This window comes from Testudinibacter sp. P27/CKL/0425 (genome assembly GCF_052931395.1).
In genome coordinates this window covers 824,873-843,336 of record NZ_CM128801.1, presented here as the reverse complement: position 1 = coordinate 843,336, position 18,464 = coordinate 824,873, and the positions used below count along the sequence as shown (strand labels likewise).

16 protein-coding genes and 1 pseudogene are annotated in these 18,464 nt (G+C 48.2%); 2 read left to right on the top strand and 15 right to left on the bottom strand.

What is annotated here, in order from left to right:
• The 9 genes and pseudogenes from exbD to ACUHGC_RS04130 form a co-directional block, all read right to left on the bottom strand.
• The gene (exbD, locus tag ACUHGC_RS04170) at positions 1–387 is read right to left on the bottom strand and encodes a TonB system transport protein ExbD (protein ID WP_446834395.1); all 387 of its coding nucleotides are present in this window, start codon (positions 385–387) and stop codon (positions 1–3) included.
• Positions 388–402: 15 nt separating this feature from the next.
• A complete protein-coding gene (exbB, locus tag ACUHGC_RS04165; RefSeq protein ID WP_446834394.1) occupies positions 403–858 on the bottom strand; it encodes a TonB-system energizer ExbB in 456 nt (151 codons plus the stop codon).
• Positions 859–978: 120 nt separating this feature from the next.
• Entirely contained in the window at positions 979–2,610 is a 1,632-nt protein-coding gene (locus tag ACUHGC_RS04160; RefSeq protein ID WP_446834393.1) for a TonB-dependent receptor domain-containing protein, read from the bottom strand.
• 25 nt (positions 2,611–2,635) lie between these two features.
• Positions 2,636–2,791, bottom strand: a complete 156-nt coding sequence (locus tag ACUHGC_RS04155) for a hypothetical protein (protein WP_446834392.1) — start codon at positions 2,789–2,791, stop codon at positions 2,636–2,638.
• Positions 2,792–3,010: 219 nt separating this feature from the next.
• A pseudogene (locus ACUHGC_RS04150) lies at positions 3,011–4,365 on the bottom strand (ABC transporter permease/substrate-binding protein).
• 105 nt (positions 4,366–4,470) lie between these two features.
• Positions 4,471–4,638 (bottom strand): hypothetical protein, encoded by a 168-nt coding sequence (locus tag ACUHGC_RS04145; protein WP_446834391.1) that lies wholly within the window; start codon positions 4,636–4,638, stop codon positions 4,471–4,473.
• Positions 4,639–4,647: 9 nt separating this feature from the next.
• A complete protein-coding gene (locus tag ACUHGC_RS04140; RefSeq protein ID WP_446834390.1) occupies positions 4,648–5,202 on the bottom strand; it encodes an ATP-binding cassette domain-containing protein in 555 nt (184 codons plus the stop codon).
• Positions 5,203–5,347: 145 nt separating this feature from the next.
• Positions 5,348–6,619 (bottom strand): HlyC/CorC family transporter, encoded by a 1,272-nt coding sequence (locus ACUHGC_RS04135; protein ID WP_446834389.1) that lies wholly within the window; start codon positions 6,617–6,619, stop codon positions 5,348–5,350.
• 88 nt (positions 6,620–6,707) lie between these two features.
• Positions 6,708–7,520: a cytochrome C assembly family protein gene (locus ACUHGC_RS04130; RefSeq protein ID WP_446834388.1), complete on the bottom strand. Its 813-nt coding sequence runs from the start codon at positions 7,518–7,520 to the stop codon at positions 6,708–6,710.
• A 196-nt stretch (positions 7,521–7,716) separates the two neighbouring features.
• Here ACUHGC_RS04130 and ffh point away from each other — a divergent pair, with 196 nt between their 5' ends.
• The gene (ffh, locus tag ACUHGC_RS04125; protein ID WP_446834387.1) at positions 7,717–9,099 is read left to right on the top strand and encodes a signal recognition particle protein; all 1,383 of its coding nucleotides are present in this window, start codon (positions 7,717–7,719) and stop codon (positions 9,097–9,099) included.
• Between the two features lie 30 nt (positions 9,100–9,129).
• On the opposite strand, the gene phoR is transcribed toward ffh, so the two are convergent.
• The 4 genes from phoR to ACUHGC_RS04105 all read right to left on the bottom strand — a co-directional run bounded on the left by phoR (position 9,130) and on the right by ACUHGC_RS04105 (position 13,641).
• Positions 9,130–10,416 (bottom strand): phosphate regulon sensor histidine kinase PhoR, encoded by a 1,287-nt coding sequence (gene phoR, locus ACUHGC_RS04120; RefSeq protein ID WP_446834386.1) that lies wholly within the window; start codon positions 10,414–10,416, stop codon positions 9,130–9,132.
• 9 nt (positions 10,417–10,425) lie between these two features.
• Positions 10,426–11,118 carry a phosphate regulon transcriptional regulator PhoB gene (gene phoB / locus ACUHGC_RS04115; RefSeq protein WP_446834385.1) on the bottom strand — a complete coding sequence of 231 codons (693 nt, stop codon included), beginning with the start codon at positions 11,116–11,118 and terminating at the stop codon, positions 10,426–10,428.
• A 207-nt stretch (positions 11,119–11,325) separates the two neighbouring features.
• Positions 11,326–12,678: a glutathione-disulfide reductase gene (gorA, locus tag ACUHGC_RS04110; RefSeq protein WP_446834384.1), complete on the bottom strand. Its 1,353-nt coding sequence runs from the start codon at positions 12,676–12,678 to the stop codon at positions 11,326–11,328.
• Positions 12,679–12,798: 120 nt separating this feature from the next.
• Complete coding sequence (locus ACUHGC_RS04105; RefSeq protein WP_446834383.1) at positions 12,799–13,641, bottom strand: 23S rRNA (adenine(2030)-N(6))-methyltransferase RlmJ; 843 nt, start codon at positions 13,639–13,641, stop codon at positions 12,799–12,801.
• A 137-nt stretch (positions 13,642–13,778) separates the two neighbouring features.
• On the opposite strand from ACUHGC_RS04105, the gene prlC reads away from it, so the two are divergent.
• Positions 13,779–15,818, top strand: coding sequence for an oligopeptidase A (gene prlC / locus ACUHGC_RS04100; protein ID WP_446834382.1), 2,040 nt, complete (start codon positions 13,779–13,781; stop codon positions 15,816–15,818).
• A 391-nt stretch (positions 15,819–16,209) separates the two neighbouring features.
• Here prlC and ACUHGC_RS04095 read toward each other — a convergent pair whose 3' ends face one another.
• Together ACUHGC_RS04095 and ACUHGC_RS04090 are read right to left on the bottom strand one after the other, a co-directional pair.
• A complete protein-coding gene (locus ACUHGC_RS04095; RefSeq protein WP_446834381.1) occupies positions 16,210–17,517 on the bottom strand; it encodes an MFS transporter in 1,308 nt (435 codons plus the stop codon).
• A gap of 28 nt (positions 17,518–17,545) precedes the next feature.
• A complete protein-coding gene (locus ACUHGC_RS04090; protein ID WP_446834380.1) occupies positions 17,546–18,241 on the bottom strand; it encodes a 7-cyano-7-deazaguanine/7-aminomethyl-7-deazaguanine transporter in 696 nt (231 codons plus the stop codon).
• Positions 18,242–18,464: the final 223 nt, after the last annotated feature.

The following is an 18,464-nucleotide window of genomic DNA, read 5'->3' as shown; positions in this document are numbered from 1 at the left end:
CTACTCACCTTGTGGCTTGAGGGTTACAATCGCCACGTTTTTAATTTCATATCTGGAAAAAATATCTGTAATATCAACAAATTGCTGAAATGCTGTTGCGGCGTCCACTTTCAAGGTCACTTTTTGGCTTTTATCCCAGCCGGAAATTTCCGTCGCCAACGCCTCTTTGTCAATCGGCTTGTCGTTGTAATACAATTCGCCGCTTTCAGTCACGGTCAATAACTTGGCGAGATCGTCAGCTTTCATGATTACGCTGCTGCTCGCCTTCGGCACGTTGACCTGAATTTTGCCCTGTGAAATAAACGAAGCGGTCACTAACACAATCGCCAACAACACCAGCATAATGTCTAAAAACGGGATAATGTTAATTTCATCAAATTTTTTCACCGCACTTCCCCTGCATTATGCCTGTTGTTTCTGTTTCGCCGTAAACGCAAACCATTTCATTTTGTTGACGTCGATTTTGCGGTTTAAACCGTTATAAAACACCATCGACGGAATCGCGACCAAGATCCCGACCGCCGTGGCTTTCAGCGCCAGTGATAAGTTCACCATAATCGCTGCCGCATCAATATCGCCACCGGATTTGCCCATGGCGTAGAATGTTAACAAAATCCCGATCACTGTTCCCAGCAAGCCGACATACGGCGCGTTTGAACCGACAGTTGAAATGGTGGTGAGGTTACGAGTTAAATCAATTTCCAAATCGTGGATCGTCGTGTAGTTTTCGACATTGACTTGACGGAAAAAAATCACCCGCTCAATCACCATCCAAAGCATGATAAAACTCATCAGCGCCAACGTGCCTAAAATGATGTAGTCGGTGTACTCTTCTAAAAACTCAAACAGCTGATCCATCGATAAATTCCTTGCTGCAGTAAAATCCAGATAAAAAATACAAAGTGCGGTTCACACTTTGTATTTTTTGTAATTGAGAATTAATTGCATTATTGTAGCGTATTTCGCTACTGCGGTAAATTAGAATTTATAATTAATGCCCACTCTGAAATCGCGACCGACACCGGCTAAAGTCTCACCACGCTGGCTGTGCGGGTAATAGAATTTATTAAACGCGTTGTTCAGTGAAACATTCACATTCAGATCATCATTGCTAAACGGTTTCCAGTTAACATAAAAATCATGTACTGTGTAACTGTCGCGTTTAATGGAAATGTCCGTGCCGACCAAAGCATAGCCCTCTTCATCTTCAACGGTACGATTGCGCCAGCCTAGTTCTAAATCCGGATTATTAAAGCGGTAAGCCAAAGAAGCCGTCCAAGTACGACCAGTTTGCACTGCAAATTCCGGAATTAGAGTTGAATCACTTTTGGTATCATTTAAGTAGAATCTCGGTTTGCTATCGGCAACCCCGATGCGTGCGGTAAATCCGTGATAGCGATAAGCGGCGTTCAATTCATAACCATGATTTTTAGAATAACCACCGTTAACCGCTTCTGACCAATCGGTATTGTGGCGATTTTGCGGATTTACAATCAACTTATTCACTTTTTGCCAGAAGTAGCTGCCGTCAAGTGAGAAGTTGCCATTGTCATAATTAAAACCGATTTCGGTATTACGCGCTTGTTCAGCTTTAATATTTTCCGAGACGGATACTCGTCTGATTCCAACCATTAAGGCATCATAAAGGCGCGGGCTACGAGAAGCATAGTTGTGGTTCGCACTGAAGCTTAACTCCGGTGTAGCTTGCCAAATTAACCCGACACTTGGATTAAAATTACCGTCAGACGCTTTTACGCCGTCGTTAGCGGTAATATTAAAGTGGTCATAACGCAAACCACCGGTCAGCGTAAAGTCGCCAACGCCACCAATCACTTCAACATACGCCCCAGTATCGGTTTTCTCCGGATTGCGGATAGCTACTCGGTTAGTGTGTGGTTTAATCTCTTGGTAACGATAATTCAAACCATATTTAATCAGAACATTTTCGCCCAAATGAGAGTCAAAATTAACGTTCGCACCGCGGGTTTCGATTTTGGTGGTGGTTGGACCGGCAATCATGCCGCAATAGCCACAACCGCTGTCATCTGCAGAATAACGTTTATTTTCCATTACATAGGCATTCGCAGTTAATTCACTGATAAAGCCTAAGTTTTTCGCTGTCCATTCCAGGTTGGTATTTTGTTGGGTGGTTTCACGATAAGCCGGAGACTGGCGAGCTAACGTTAATCTGCCGCCGGTAACGGTAAACTCCTCACGCACTAAGCGTTCGCCACGGTGCTGATCTTGTAAGTGGCTTAAGACAAAACGATGATCGCCAAAGGTCGCACCGAGTTTAATTAAATAATTACGTTTATCCAAACCGCTATACGGTACGGTTTTGCCACCGTCAATATTGCGGTAGCCTTTCCCCGGTTTATAGTTGTCTTCATCAGTACGGTTGAACGAGAACAACGCATCAAAATTACCGGCTTTACCGAATAGCGCGCCGCCGTAAGAGTATCCGTCATTGCTGGAATAGCCGCTGTTGAGCTTGAAACCGTAATCACGATCACTACCTTTTAACAAATCCGAGGCGTCAACGGTTTTCGCGATAATCGCTCCGTTGGTTGCACCAATCCCGGCACTGGCAGAACCCGCTCCTTTTTGCACCGAAACGCTTTTCAAGAGCGACGGATCAATAATAAAGCGTCCTTGATGGTACAAAGGTTTTGGTTTTCGCCCCTTCGCGATCAGCATTCACTGTGATTTCATCTAGTGTTTCGGCGTACGAAAAGCTGCTGAGGATCGCCAACGGCAAGATTGCCCAGCGAAAAGTGGTTTGTTTTTTCATCGAGAAATCCTTAGGTTATAAAGAGATAAAAAATAAAAAAGCAGTAACACAAATAACAATAGTTATCAAAATCATAATAATTCAAATGAAACCTGTTTTCAATTGATAGATGTAAAAAATGTCCGCTTCAATAAAAAACCGCACTTTAATCAATTTTTACGATTAAAGTGCGGTTTTAATTTGTGAATAATTGTGTTAATTAATGCTTAAGCAGCCCTTTCATGCGCAAATAACTCTGTGCCACTCAACGGCCGGTTGATTTTTCACTTTCACCAGATAATTCATCGCCGACATTTCCTCTTCGTTGATAATGCCCGCCAGTTGATTCAAAATCGCAGTCAGCTCAGGATATTTCGCCAGCGTCTCGGCACGCAGTAACGGCGCGCCCTGGTAAGCCGGGAAAAGCTGTCGGTGGAATAGGCATCGGCGATTTGGGTTTCGTTATTTTTTAATGCCAGATAACGCAATGCCGGTTCCATGGTCTTAACCTGTAGATCCAGCCCGTAAAGCGCTTGCAAACCTTTATTGCCGTCCTCACGATCGGCAAATTCGAGGGTGAAACCGGCGATCGCATCGCCTTCCACTTTGCGCAAATCCGAAATGGTTTTTAGGCCGTGCTGCTGTGCATAATCGGTTCTGACCACCAGCGCATAAGTATTCTGAAATTCCATTGGCGGCAGGTAAACCAAGTTGTCCGCTTGTAAAATCTGATCACGGGCAAAACGGTAAACTTCGGCTGGATCGTGCGATTGGAATTGATGCCCTTGCAGCAAAGTGCTGACCACTGTGCCGGTAAATTCAGGATAAAGATCAATATCACCTCGTTTCAAGGCGTTATACAAAAAGGTGGTTTTGCCGAAATTCGGTTTAATGCTGACCCGAATATCCGAATTGGCTTCGATCAGCTGCTGATACATATTGATTAAGATTTCCGGCTCTACGCCCAATTTTCCGGCAATCACCAAACGGTTGTCTGTTCTGCCCTGTGAGTTGCCGCCGATGCCTAAACTAACGGATACCGCAATCAGTGCGCTGAAAAATACGATTCCGATCAGCCGCAATTTCAAACGCCCTAAATAGGCAATCGCATAATGTGCCAACACCGCCAGCAGTGCAGATGACAACGCACCGATTAAAATTAAGTTGCTGTTGTTGCGGTCAATTCCCAGCAGGATAAAACTGCCCAATCCGCCGGCGCCGATTAATGCCGCCAAAGTCGCAGTGCCGATCACCATCACCGTCGAGGTGCGGATCCCGGTTATCATCATCGGCAGTGCCAGCGCCAAACGGTATTTTTTCAGCTTTTCCAATCGAGTCATGCCAAACGCTTCCGCCGCTTCTTCCAGCGACGGATCGATTTCGCGTAAGCCGGTGTAGGTGCTGTTAAAAATCGGGAAAATCGCATACGCCACCAAGGCGATAACCGTCGGCACTTTGCCGATGCCGACCAGCGGAATCAGCAAGCCGAGCAACGCCAATGACGGAATGGTTTGCAAAATGCCGCTGAGCTGCAATGCCCAATCCGCAGCGCGTTTGTGCTTTTCAACCACTATCGCCAACGGCACGGCGATCATCACCGCCAGCAATACCGACAGCAGCGACAGCTGCAAATGCACCCAAATCGCTTGTAGCCATTCGTGTTGTCTTTCGAGCAACGTTTCCAACAAGCCGTTCATGCGTTACACCTCCGTCAACTCTGCCGAGCGGAAAAAACGCCGCACATAGTGATTCGCCGGACGGTTTAAAATCACCTCTGGCTCCGCCACCTGCTGCAACACGCCGCCTTGCATCACTGCAATCCGATCGCCCAGTTTCAGCGCTTCATCAACATTGTGGGTTACAAACACTATGGTGGTTTACAATTCTTTGTGGATCAGTTTGATTAAATTTTGTAATTCCACGCGGGAAAGCGGATCCAACGCGCTGAACGGTTCGTCCATTAAGATGATTTGCGGCTCAGCTATAATCGCGCGCAAAATGCCGATCCGCTGCTGTTCGCCGCCGGACAGCTCGGAAGGCTTGCGCTGTAGATAGTCCGGCGATAATTGTACTTGCTGCAACAGTGCCAAAGTGCGGTTGCGGATCCGTTTTTTATCCCAGCCTTTCAATTCGGGAATCAATGCGATATTTTCCGCCACCGTCATATTCGGGAATAGTGCGATTTGCTGCAACACATAGCCCATTGTTAACCGCAGCTGGCGCTGATCATAACTGCGGCTGTTTTTACCCATAATCCGAATTTCGCCTTGATCATTGACAATCAAGCCGTTCAGCATTTTAAGCAACGTGGTTTTGCCGCTGCCGCTTTCGCCGACCAGCACAAAAAATTCGCCGCAGCCGATGGTCAGGCTGACATCCCGCACCGCGTATTTCTCTTGATAGGACTTACTCACATTCTGCAGCTCAATCATTCTGCCTTCCTTTAAGTTTCGCAAACGCCGTTAAACTACTACATCAACTGAAAAATGCTACTTTTTGCCGCAAATTAAGATAAAAAAAACCGCACTTTGCGATTTTTAAATGCCAAGTGCGGTTGAATCGATCGTGACGGTGGGGCTATTCCACGATATTTTTCGCCACCACTTTCGCTTGTTTCACCATGTTATCCGAAACTTCCAGAATGGTAATCAACAGCCCCTCGATTTCACACACCACGCCTTCCGCCGGAATTTCCTCCAAATGTTCCAGAATCAAGCCGTTAAAAGTGCGCGGCCCTTCGGTGCTGAGATCCCAGCCGAACAATTTGTTCAAATCGCGAATATTCGCCTGCCCGTCAATCAACACCGAGCCGTCGGATTGTTCGGTGACTTCCTCTTCAATCGACGGCATCATCGAGGTGGTAAATTCACCGACAATTTCTTCCAGAATATCTTCCAGCGTGACCAAGCCTTTCAAATCGCCGTATTCATCGACCACCAGCCCGATCCGCTCTTTGTTGGTTTTGAAATTCAGCAGCTGAGTATTCAGCGGCGTGCCTTCCGGGATAAAATAGATTTCATCGGCGGCGCGCACCAGCGTTTCTTTGTTAAATTCGTTTTTATCCAACATTAAACGATAGGCTTCACGCACCCGCAGCATTCCCAGCACATTTTCGTCCATATTGCCTTTATACAGCACCACACGGCTGTGCGCCGCGTGATTCAACTGGCGCATAATCGCTTTCCAGTCGTCGTCAATATCAATCCCGCCGATGTCGTTGCGCGGCACCATGATGTCGTCCACCGTCACCTGTTCCAAATCCAAAATCGACAGCAACATTTCATGGTGAGCGGACGGAATAAATTTACCCGATTCGTGTACGATACTGCGTAGCTCTTCTGGGCTGATCGAATGGGTTTTGTGATCGGTTTTAATCCGCATCAGTTTCATAATCAATTTGCTGAAAAAATTGATGAAATGCACCAGCGGTAACGAAATTTTTAATAGCAGGGTTAAAAAATGACTCGTCGTAAAACCCACGCGCTCCGGATACATCGCCGCCAAGGTTTTCGGCAAAATTTCGGAAAACACCAACATAACAAAAGTCAGTGCGCCGGTGGCAATCGCCACGCCCATATCGCCGTATAATCGCATCCCGATAATGGTGGCGATCGCCGATGCCGCAATATTGACCATATTATTGAAAATCAACACCAAGCCTAACAAAGTGTCGGTGCGTTTCAGCAGGTGTTCCGCTTTTTTAGCGCCTTTGTGCCCTTGTCCGGCAAGGTAGCGCATACGATAGCGGTTGAGTGAAAGCAGCCCGGTTTCCGAGCCTGAGAAATAGGCAGAACAAATAAGCAGTACGATTAAAACGATAAACAACGTACTAAGGGGGATACTGTCCAAAAAATTTTCCTTCCGTTAAGAAATCATGCCGAAAGTGCGCTGCTGACGGTGTCCATGAATTTGAGCGAACCGCACTTTCAGACTTTGCTTACAGCATCAACAGCGTCCGGCTGCCGAAGTAAGCAATAGTGAGCAGAATCATACCTGAAATTGTATAAATAAGCACCCTCTTTCCGCGCCAATGCAGTTTTCGGTGTCCCATTAGCAGTAGCCCAAACACTAGCCACGCCAGAAATGAGAAAATCACTTTGTGAATCTGTTCCGGTGCAAAAAAATTGTGTAACGAAATTGCACCACTGACCAATGCCAAGGTTAAAAACAGTTCACCGGCACATAAAATTTTGAAAAATTGGCGTTCAACGGTCATTAATGAGGGGATCATCGGCGAAAATACGATTTTTTTGCGTTTTAGTTTGTTATCCAGCCAATTGAGCTGCAACACATACAACAGCGCAATAAAGCAGAGCGCATAGGCAATCAACGACAATGAAATGTGCACTAAAAGAGCGGTATTATCTTGGAAATAAGCAATGATATGCCCCGGAATCAGCGCCGCCGCTAAAATGCCCAAAATCGCGAAGCTGTACACAATCGGCAATAAAAACCACAGCGTGTTCAAATGCGACAGCGCCATAGTGACCAACAATACAATCAGCAGGGTCATCAAATTCAGAATATTCAGCAAGGTAAAATTATACGACTCACTGCCGTTGGCAAACAGTTGCTGAATAAAAACCGCATGCAGCACCAGCGCCACCGCCGAGCTGAAAATAAAACGGCTGCGGTTCGGTTTTTTATCGGCTGATGCGCCGTCGCCGCCTTGCGCCAGCAGCAACTGTGGCAACAGAGAAACGGTGCAGATAAGATAGGCGATAATCGACAATACGGCGAAGATGTACATAACCTGAATTCTCGTCCTTCGGTTTGAATTTATTGATAATGATTTCGCTTGAAAGTACCAGTTTTAACCCAATTTTTCTACTACAAAATGGTTTAAGGGTGAAAATAAGCGGAAATCTTGTATAATCGGCACTATCTTTCCGCACCACTCCGCCTTGAGATGATAAAGTGCGGTATTCGCTACAGGAATTTATATTATGTTTGAAAACTTATCCGATCGCCTTTCCAATACCCTGCGCAATATTCGCGGGCGCGGGCGCTTAACCGAAGACAATATCAAAGAAACGCTGCGCGAAGTGCGGATGGCGTTGCTGGAAGCCGACGTCGCTTTGCCGGTGGTGCGTGAATTTATCAACAAAGTCAAAGAGCGCGCGGTTGGCGTTGAAGTCAATAAAAGCCTGACGCCGGGGCAAGAATTTGTCAAAATCGTACAAAACGAGCTGGAAGCGGCAATGGGCGAGGCGAACGAAACCCTAAATCTCGCCAGCCAACCACCGGCGGTGATTTTAATGGCGGGCTTGCAAGGCGCAGGGAAAACCACCAGCGTCGGTAAATTGGCAAAATTCCTGCGCGAACGCCATAAGAAAAAAGTGTTAGTGGTCTCTGCCGACGTTTACCGTCCTGCGGCGATCAAACAGTTGGAAACCCTAGCGGCAACGGTACACGCCGATTTCTTTCCGTCCGACACCGCACAAAAACCGGTGCAGATTGTGCAAGATGCGTTAGCCCACGCCAAACTGAAATTTTATGATGTGCTGATTGTCGATACCGCCGGTCGTTTGCACGTTGACGGCGAAATGATGGACGAAATCAAAGCGGTGCACGCTGCGTTAAACCCAATCGAAACGCTGTTCACCGTCGATGCGATGACCGGTCAAGACGCCGCCAACACCGCCAAAGCCTTCAACGAAGCGCTGCCGCTGACCGGCGTGATCTTAACCAAAGTTGACGGCGATGCACGCGGTGGGGCGGCATTGTCGATTCGCCAAATCACCGGCAAACCGATTAAATTCCTCGGGATGGGCGAAAAAACCGATGCGTTAGAGCCGTTCTATCCGGATCGGGTTGCCTCGCGCATTCTCGGCATGGGCGATGTGCTGTCGCTGATTGAAGACTTAGAGCGCTCGGTCGATAAAGAAAAAGCCGAAAAAATGGCGCAGAAATTCAAGAAGGGCGATGAATTCACGCTGGAAGATTTCCGTGAGCAATTGATCGAAATGAAAAAAATGGGCGGCATGATGAGTATGCTGGAAAAGCTGCCCGGCGCCAAAAACCTGCCGGATCACGTTAAAGGACAAGTCGACGACAAAATGTTCAACAAAATGGAAGCGATGATCAACTCGATGACCTTCAAAGAGCGGCAAAATCCCGATATCATCAAAGGCTCGCGTAAGCGTCGGATTGCTTTGGGTTCAGGCACTCAAGTGCAAGATCTCAACAAGATGCTGAAGCAATTCACCGAAATGCAGCGAATGATGAAAAAAATGCGCAAAGGCGGCATGGCGAAAATGATGAAGGGCATGAAAGGCATGATGGGCGGTGGTGGAATGGGCGGCTTGGGCAATATGTTTCGCCGCTAATTCAAAGTGCGGTTTGAAACCGCACTTTAGCTATTCGCCTCGCTCTTCCACCACAAATTCGTTTGGTACGGTGAAGGAAAAAATACTGCCCTTGCCCGGTTCGCTGCGGATTTGCAGGTGGCTGTTGAGGTGCATTAGGGCGTGTTTGACGATTGCCAGTCCGATGCCGCTGCCGCCACTGTCCCGGCTGCGCGAATCCTGCACCCGATAAAAACGCTCGGTCAAGTGCGGTAAGTGTTCCGGCGAAATGCCTTTGCCGTTGTCTTTCACCTCAAAATAAGCGCCCGCCTCGTTCTTTTTCCAGCTCACCTCGATTTTGTCGCCTTCAGAATGGTGAATCGCGTTATACACCAAGTTGGATAAAATGCTGTTCAGCTCGCTGGGGTTGGCTTTGATCTTCAAGTGCGGTTCAAATTCAAAGTCGACTTGCGCTTTGTCACTCAAGATTTCCGAATCATTTGCCAATAACTTCAAAATCGCCGGCACATCGACCACTTCCAGTGCTTCGCTGCCGTTTGAGGTTTCGATTTTGATCAGCAAAGTCAGTTGTTGCAACAAGTTGCTCATGCGTTGCACCTGCTCCTGCATAATCGACACCGCCCGCGCGTGCAGGGTTTTCGAGGCTTTGCGATCTTCCAACATTTCCAAATAGCCTTGCAGCACCGTCAGTGGCGTGCGCAGCTCGTGATTCAGGTTGGAAAGGAACACTTGGCGGCTTTGCAGCAGTTTGATGATTTGGGTGATGTCGCGTGCAATCAGCATATAGTTTTCGTCGTCATAGCGGTTTAAATTAACTTCGATATATTGATCACTATGCGGCATCAGCACCAGCGGCGTATGGTGTTCGCCGCTTTCGAAATATTGCTTAAATTCGGGGTAGAAAATCACATTCAGCAGGTTTTTATGGCTTTTTTTATTCCAAAAAAATGAAAACAGCTCCTGTGCGGCATTATTGCACCAATAAATTTGTCCGTCCTGATGACAGATGATCACAGCATCGGGAATGAATTGAATGTTTTTATTCAACCGCGACAAAATCCGCAGCGTTCTAAACCGCTCTTTGTGCGAGCGCCGTTTTTGATATGCTACGGTTTGCGAGATGGTTTCCCAAATGCCGATCTGATATTTATCGCTGACCCGATTGCGATCCAGCATTTTGAGGAAACGGGTTTCGTTGTAGTGATGCCAAATGAGAATCAGCAGCAGCACCAACACAAACCACACCAGAAAACTGCCGCTGAAATAGCTGAACAGCGCCGCAACCGCCGCTGCCGCCGCGACCTCAATCACATAGTTAAAACAGGGCATTTTCAGCATGGCGGTGTCCTATTTGGCGTGCTTGGAAAAGCGATAACCGGCGCCGCGCACCGTTTGGATATATTGATCATAGCCGTGCTTCTCCAGACTTTTGCGCAACCGGCGGATATATACATCGACGGTGCGATCTTCCACATAAATATCATCGCCCCACACCCGATCGAGCAGCTTCTCACGGCTGTAGACTTTTTCCGGATGTTTCATAAAGAAATTCAACAATTTGAATTCGGTCAAGCTGAGAGTTATCTCTTGATTTTGGCAACTGACGCGATGAGTGTTTTTATCCAGCACCAGCCCGTCAATTTCCAGCACTTGTTCCGTCTGTTCAAAACCGCTGCGGCGCAGCACCGCTTTCAGCCGTGCCACCAGCTCTTTCGGCGAGAACGGCTTGGTGACATAATCATCCGCGCCGGCATTCAAACAGGCGATACAATCCGCTTCTTCGCTTTTGGCAGTCAGCATCACCACCGGCACTTTGGCGCATTCGTCATGCTGTTTCAAATATTGCAAAAACTGCAAGCCGGATTTGCCCGGCAACATCCAGTCCAACACCACCAAGTGCGGTATTTGCTGTCCGACCTGACGGATCGCGCTGCGGTAGTCGCCCGCTTCCATCACTTCATAGCCCTGTTGCAGCAAGACTAACGCCACCATTTCACGAATAGCGACTTCATCTTCCACTAATAAAATTTTGGTGGACACCCGAATTCTCCTTTTATCATAAACGGCATTCAGCCGCCAAAGGGGGCTGGCTGAAAATGAGTTATTATTGTAATGTTCAAACGAATTTGATGCCTCACTATACAAAAAACCGCCCCTAATCTCAATCGCCTAAACGACAAAACCCGCACAAGGCGGGTTTGGTTAAAGATAGCGAAAGTGCGGTCTAGGAAAACCGCACTTGGCGGCTTAGCGCATGGTGACGAACTCTTCCGAACCGGTCGGGTGAATCGCCACGGTGTTGTCGAAATCCGCTTTGGTTGCACCCATTTTGATGGCGACTGCAAAGCCTTGGATCATTTCGTCTACCCCGAAACCGATGCCGTGCAAGCCGACGATTTTTTCATCCGGGCCTGCGCAAACCAGTTTCATTCGGCACGGCTGGCGGTGTTGAGTCACCGCGGTGTACATTGCGGTAAACGACGATTTATACACTTTCACATTGGCTTCGCCGTATTGTTCGATCGCCTGTGGCTCAGTCAAACCAATCGTGCCGATTGGCGGGTGGCTAAACACGACGGTCGGGATCAGATTGTAATCCAAATGCTCATTCGGCTTGTGGTTGAACAAGCGCTCAGACAAACGACGACCCGCCGCAACCGCAACCGGCGTCAATTCCACTGCGCCGGTGTTGTCACCCACCGCATAAATGCCTTTTACGTTGGTGTTTTGGAATTTATCGACCGTGATATAACCTCTGGCATTAGTCTGAATTCCCGCCGCTTCCAAATTCAGCTTATCCGTTGCCGGCACACGTCCAATTGCCCACACCAGCGCATCAACGGTTTGGCTGCGTCCGTCTTCCAGTTTCACCGTCAGGCTACCGTCATCATTTTTGACAATCTCTTGTGGAATGGCATGAGTATGCAGGGTAGGGCCTTCGGCATTCAACACTTCCAGCAAAGTTTCGACAATCAACGGATCAAAACTCCGCAACGGTGCGTGTTGGCGCACAAACAGGTGCATTTCCACGCCAAGGCTATGCAACACGCCCGCCAGTTCGATCGCAATATAACCTGCGCCGACTACGGCAACGCGTTTCGGTAATTGTTGCAGCGCAAACACGCCGTCGGAATTAATGCCGTATTCCGCGCCTTTTACGTTCGGCATAGACGGACGACCGCCGGTGGCGATCAAAATGTGATCGGCGGTGATCTGCTCGCCGTTCACTTCTACTGTGTTGCTGTTAACGAATTTGGCAAAGCCGTGGATCACATCAACCTTGTTATTGCCCAACACGCGCTCATACGATTGGTGAATCCGCCCGATATAGGCTTGGCGGCTTTCGACCAGTTTCGAGAAATCGAAGCCGTTCAATTTGACATCAAAGCCGTAATCCGGCGCATACAAGTTAATCGCCTCGGCAATTTGTGCGCCGTGCCACATCACTTTTTTCGGTACACAACCGACATTGACACAAGTACCGCCCAGATATTGCGCTTCAATAATCGCACATTTTTTGCCGTAGCTCGCTGCACGGTTAATCGAGGCAATGCCGCCGCTGCCGCTGCCAATCGCCAGATAGTCATAATGTTTGCTCATTTTATTTTGTCCTTACCTGAATTAATCCATAAAATTTGGCTCATTCTGTCGAAAAAGCCCGCGAAAAGCCATTCAATAAAACTAATTATTTTGATTGTCAGTAACAATCTATTCCACGTTTTATTCCGGCGTAATCCAATCCACTTTCCACGACGCGGTATTTTCCGGCACCAACGCCTTACACAAATACGGCAATAGCGATTTCATCTGCGCTTCCAACGTCCACGGCGGATTGATCACAATCATGCCGCTAGCGGTCATGCCGCGCTGATCAGAATCCGGACGTACCGCCAGTTCAATTTGCAAAATTTTGCGAATGCCGGTTTGTTCCAAGCCGCGCACAATCCGCTTAACGTGTTGGCGCAGCACCACCGGATACCAAATCGCATACGTGCCGGTGGCAAAACGCTTGTAGCCCTCTTCAATCGCACGCACCACCAGTTCGTAATCCTCTTTCAACTCATACGGAGGATCGATCAACACCAACCCGCGCCGCTCTTTTGGCGGCAATGCGGCTTTCAGCTGTTGGTAGCCGTTATCACGTTTGCAGGTGACGTTTTCGTATTGTTTAAAATTATTGCGCAGCAACGGGAAATCGCTCGGGTGTAGTTCGGTTAACAACGCGCGATCCTGCGGGCGCAGCAAGTTGGCGGCAATCAACGGCGAACCGGCATAATGGCGCAATTGTGAGCCGTGATTGAGTTTTTTAATTTGTGCAACATAATCGGCGATCTCACTTGGCAGATCGTCGCGCTGCCACAAGCGTGCGATCCCTTCCAGATATTCGGCGGTTTTTTCCGCTTCGTAGCCGGTCAGGTTATAGCGCCCGACCCCGGCATGGGTGTCGAGATAGAAAAAGCCTTTGTCTTTTTGTTGCAGAGATCGAATGATCAACAACACCACCAAATGTTTCAGCACATCGGCATGATTGCCTGCGTGGAAGCTGTGGCGATAGCTCAGCATAATAAATCCTTTTTGTTGCACAACTGATTGTGCGACAGTTTACCGCACTTTTCGTGCTTTTTCTTTATTGTTGTCTTGAATTAAGGTAAAACATACCTCACTTATTCTAAACGCTATCATCAGAACAAGAGAAAATCATGTCGAATCCTTTATTAAATCAAAGCGGGCTACCGCACCTTTCCCAAATTCAGCCCGAACACGTTGTTCCGGCAATTGAGCAACTGATTGCCGACGCGCGCCAAACCGTAGAATCTGTGTTGCAACAACCGCACTTCAGCTGGGACAATTTCGTTCAACCGTTAAGCGAAGCCGGTGATCGCCTCGGGCGTGCTTGGTCGCCGGTCAGCCACTTGAACGCGGTGAAAAACAGCCCCGAACTGCGCGAAGCCTATCAAGCCTGTTTGCCGCTGCTGTCCGAATACAGCACTTGGATCGGACAACATCAAGGGCTGTTCAACGCTTATTCTCAACTGAAAAACAGCACCGAATTTGCCACTCTGTCTCAAGCACAGCAAAAAGCGATTAACGACACCCTGCGCGATTTTGAATTATCCGGCATCGGCTTAGACGCAGAAAAACAGCAGCGCTACGGCGAAATCGTCGCCCGCCTGTCGGAGCTCAGCTCGCAATTCAGCAATAACGTACTGGACGCGACTATGGGCTGGGACAAAGTGATCCTTGATGAAAGTGAGCTGCAAGGCTTGCCGGAATCAGCACTGCAAGCGGCAAAAGAGGCGGCTGCAGCGAAAGACCTGGAAGGCTACCGCTTCACTTTGGAGTTTCCAAGCTATCTGCCGGTGATGACCTATTGCGAAAACCGCACTTTGCGCGAAGAGATGTATCGTGCCTTCAACACCCGCGCCTCCGATCAAGGCCCGAATGCCGGCACGTGGGACAACAGCGAACTGATTGAAGAAATTTTGCAATTGCGCTTTGAATTGGCGCAACTGCTCAGCTTCACAACCTATGCCGACTACTCCCTCGCCACCAAAATGGCGGAAAATCCGCAACAAGTGTTAGATTTCCTTGAAAATTTAGCCACTCGCGCCAAACCGCAAGGCGAAAAAGAGCTGGCGGAGCTGACGGCGTATACCTCAAGCACCTTCGGCATTAGCGAGTTGCAGCCGTGGGATATTACTTTTTACAGTGAAAAACAAAAACAGCACCTATTTGCGATTAACGATGAAGAACTGCGTCCCTACTTCCCTGAAGATCGAGTGTTAAACGGCTTGTTTGAAGTGGTGAAACGCATTTTCGGCATTCGTGCGCAAGAGCGGTTTGACATTGACGTGTGGCATGATGACGTGCGCTTTTTTGAGCTGTACGACAGCGCCGATCAACTGCGCGGCAGCTTCTACCTAGACTTATACGCCCGCCCACACAAACGCGGCGGCGCGTGGATGGACGATTGTATCGGGCGCAAAAAACGTGCCAACGGTGAAATCCAGCTTCCGGTTGCCTATTTGGTGTGCAATTTCAACAAGCCGATCGGCGACAAACCGGCGCTGTTCACTCACGATGAAGTCACCACCCTGTTCCATGAATTCGGGCATGGCATTCATCATATGCTGACCTTGATTGACGTCGACGGCGTATCCGGCATTAACGGTGTGCCCTGGGATGCAGTCGAGCTGCCAAGCCAGTTTATGGAAAACTGGTGTTGGGAAAAAGAGGCGTTGGATTTTATTTCCGGACACTATCAAACCAACGAACCACTGCCAAGCGACAAGCTGGATCAACTGCTGGCGGCAAAAAACTACCAAGCGGCAATGTTTGTATTGCGCCAGTTGGAATTCGGGATTTTCGACTTCCGTTTGCACTATCAATACCAGCCGCAGCAAGGCGCGCGCGTCTTAGAAACGCTAAGTGCGGTGAAAGATCAGGTGTCGCTGTTCAAAGCGGTGGATTGGGTACGCACCCCGCATTCGTTCAGCCATATTTTTGCCGGTGGCTATTCAGCGGGTTACTACAGCTATTTATGGGCGGAAGTGCTGTCGGCTGATGCGTTTTCGTTATTTGAGGAGCAAGGGATTTTCAATCCGCAAACCGGGCAGGCGTTTTTAGATCATATCCTGACCCGCGGCGGCTCGGAAGAACCGATGGCGCTGTTCAAACATTTCCGTGGTCGCGAACCGCAACTGGATGCGTTGTTAAGACATAAAGGCATCGCGGGCTAACCGCACTTTGGTTTAATGATAAGATGTCGCCGCTGGCGAGTTGCTTGGTGTATTCACTCTCGCAATTTCGCCTGGCGGCGACTTACTTTTTTTGCTCGTGCAAAAAACGTAAGCAAAAAAACACGCCCTAATGAACTGCTTATCTTCGCTCAGTGTGAATTTGCTTAACGGAAAATTTTTAATTCGCCCGCGTTGCGGGCAGACTCGCTTCGCTCAAACAAAAAAATTTCCCTACAAATTTCACACCCGCTCAGGCAGTTCATAAGGGAAGAAAAAACACGACGTAAAGTATTTGACTTGAAACCGCACTTTTATAAGCAAAAGTGCGGTTTTTTGTAACTTATATATGGTCGCCGAAAGGCGAAAAAATTTAAGTCGCAAAGCGAAAAATCTAAATTGAGGTAACAGCCGCTTTCGGCTTCAGCAAATAAATCGCCAACGTAGAAAGTAACATCACCGCCGCGGCACCCAGATATAAATCTTTCGACTGCCAACCGGCATCTAACAAATGTCCGGCGAAAATCGGCGCAAAAATCGCCCCAAAACGCCCGACACCGATTGAAAAACCCACGCCGGTGCTGCGGATTTCGGCTTGATACAGACTTGGATTCAAAATATACAACCCACTGATACAGCCGTTAATTAGACTACCGATCAAAATGCCCAACACAAACGCAAAGCCGACGCTTTGCAGTGAGAACACAAAACCGACGATCGCCAAACTTGCCAACACCCCAAAAACAATCAGGATATGACGTGCCGTCCAGCGGCTGGCGAACAGCCCGAAGGTCAACGCGCCGCAAGTGCCGCCGAGGGATAACATCATGCCGACGCTCACACTCTCATTTTTGCTCATGCCCGCTTGCTCTAACAGTGCAGGCGTCCACGAACTGATAAAATAGAAGCTGAACATAATGGTAAAAAACGCCGCCCAGATCAGCAGGGTGATTTTTAAATAATTCGGCGAAAACAGTTCTAAAATGCCGCGCGGTTGTTGCTGCGGTTGGTTTGAGCCGATTAATGTCCAGTCGCCGTCCAATTTCAAACGCTTGGCAATTTTCTGTAAGTGTTGCAGCGCATTTTTCGGTTTCTTACTCATTAAGAAATCGATCGATTCCGGCAAAAAGAAGAAAATCACGATAAAACAGAAGCCGGTCAACGCCGCACCGACAAAAAACACCGACTGCCAGCCGTAGCTCATTTGCAGGAAACGCGCCGACATTCCGCCTAACACCGCGCCGATGCCGAAGCCCGCGGCATACAAACTAATCGCCAAACCGTGCCATTTGCGGGAGGAGTATTCACTGACAATTACGTTGGTACAAGCCAAAATACTGCCCACGCCCAGCCCGGTGATCACCCGCCAGAGTGCCAATTGATAGTGATCGGTTGCAAATCCCGACATCAACATACCCAGCGTGGAAAGCAGCACTGAGATCAACAACAACGGACGACGCCCGAATTTATCTGCCAGCGGTGCTAAAAACAGTGAGCCGATGGTCATTCCGACCAGCCCCGCACTTAACAGATAGCCGACTTCCGCGCCGCTTAAAGCAAACTCGGTTTTAATCGCCGAGGCAGTGAAGGCAAGCGCCAACACGTCGAAACCGTCCAGCACGTTCAGTAAAAACGCCAACATCACAATGCCCCATTGGAACGGGCTCATCGAACTTCTGGCAATCGCTTGTCTTAAATCCATTGCGTTATCCTTATTAGTGGTTAAAAAATTAATTTAAAGCCGGTTGGCGAACGCTCGCCAACTGCTGCAGTTTTTTCAAAATTATGTTCAGCACCACGCCATACGCCGGCACAAAGAACAATAAGCCGATAAACAGCTTGAATAGATAATCGACAAAGCCCAATGCAAGCCAGTTCTCCGCCATAAACGGATCACTGCTCTGATAAAAGGCGATGGCAAAAAACATCAAGGTATCGCAAGCACTGCCGAAGGTCATCGAGCAGCTTGGTGCAATCCACCAGCGTTGCAATCGGCGCAAACGGTTAAACACCAGCACGTCCAGCAACTGCCCGAAAACGTAGGCGGCAAAGCTGGCAATCGCAATCCGAAATACAAATTGATTAAAGGTCGAAAGTGCGGTTAGCCCTTGATATTGTTGATCGACAAACAGGGTTGAGACCAAATAGCTGATCACCAGTGCTGGGATCATCACCATAAAAATAATCAGCCTCGCCTCTTTTGCACCGAACACCCGCACGGTTAAATCGGTCGCGAGAAAAATAAACGGAAAAGTCAGCGTGCCCCAAGTGGTGTGAAAGCTAAAATCGCTGAACGGCAACCGCACTTCAAAGGCATATTGCACCAGATAATTACTGGCAGTGATGATTAAAATATGAAAAAAACTGAGAATAATTAACGCATTGCGTTTCTGTTTGCTATTAAACAGCGTAGACGTGGAAATCATGTTATAACCTTTTTGTTTGTGTTTGGGGGTGAGGGAACCCAAATAAATCGTTTCGACTATTGATTAAAAGAGCGGTGATAATACGGATTTTTGTGCAAAACGCAAGCAAAATGCGCGACGAAATCGCATGAATCAACATTTGAGTTTAACCGTACTTTGATATACACTATTGTCCCGTCCTGATAAGACTTTCTTATCCCAAAATCATCTCATACACAACTGG

Coding starts and splice junctions, on each gene's coding strand:
- ACUHGC_RS04140 (WP_446834390.1), bottom strand. CDS start 5,202: ATGATTGAGCTGCAGAATGTGAGTAAGTCCTATCAAGAGAAATACGCG.
- prlC (WP_446834382.1), top strand. CDS start 13,779: ATGTCGAATCCTTTATTAAATCAAAGCGGGCTACCGCACCTTTCCCAA.
- phoR (WP_446834386.1), bottom strand. CDS start 10,416: ATGCTGAAAATGCCCTGTTTTAACTATGTGATTGAGGTCGCGGCGGCA.
- ACUHGC_RS04105 (WP_446834383.1), bottom strand. CDS start 13,641: ATGCTGAGCTATCGCCACAGCTTCCACGCAGGCAATCATGCCGATGTG.
- ffh (WP_446834387.1), top strand. CDS start 7,717: ATGTTTGAAAACTTATCCGATCGCCTTTCCAATACCCTGCGCAATATT.
- ACUHGC_RS04155 (WP_446834392.1), bottom strand. CDS start 2,791: ATGAAAAAACAAACCACTTTTCGCTGGGCAATCTTGCCGTTGGCGATC.
- ACUHGC_RS04095 (WP_446834381.1), bottom strand. CDS start 17,517: ATGGATTTAAGACAAGCGATTGCCAGAAGTTCGATGAGCCCGTTCCAA.
- exbB (WP_446834394.1), bottom strand. CDS start 858: ATGGATCAGCTGTTTGAGTTTTTAGAAGAGTACACCGACTACATCATT.
- ACUHGC_RS04130 (WP_446834388.1), bottom strand. CDS start 7,520: ATGTACATCTTCGCCGTATTGTCGATTATCGCCTATCTTATCTGCACC.
- gorA (WP_446834384.1), bottom strand. CDS start 12,678: ATGAGCAAACATTATGACTATCTGGCGATTGGCAGCGGCAGCGGCGGC.
- ACUHGC_RS04090 (WP_446834380.1), bottom strand. CDS start 18,241: ATGATTTCCACGTCTACGCTGTTTAATAGCAAACAGAAACGCAATGCG.